The organism is Pseudoalteromonas sp. C8 (assembly GCF_011378685.1).
In the GTDB taxonomy this organism is placed as follows: domain Bacteria; phylum Pseudomonadota; class Gammaproteobacteria; order Enterobacterales; family Alteromonadaceae; genus Pseudoalteromonas; species Pseudoalteromonas arctica.
Genome location: NZ_WTKT01000083.1, coordinates 1 through 221 on the forward strand (window position 1 = coordinate 1; position 221 = coordinate 221).

1 protein-coding gene is annotated in these 221 nt (G+C 43.9%); it reads left to right on the forward strand.

Annotated elements, in window-relative coordinates; translation table 11 throughout:
• Nucleotides 1-17: 17 nt before the first annotated feature.
• A partial coding sequence (locus GQR39_RS20130; protein WP_346774505.1) for a hypothetical protein occupies nt 18-221 on the forward strand: 204 nt, incomplete at its 3' end.

Sequence of the window (221 nt, forward strand, 5' to 3'; positions counted from 1 at the left end):
TTCGTCAAAGCAGAGCAATTATACTCTGGGTCACCAGATTACTGTTTATGGTTTGCTTGTGGTTTGTCTGGAAACCCATTTTACCCGCATTAGGCATTGTTGAAGACATTGTACTTTGGCAACAAGTTACTATTGTCGATGGTGTAGAGTTATCTAGCGGTGTCACATTGTGGCAGGTTATACTTGGGCTCGCATTTATGATTAGTGGAGTGCTCGCGGCC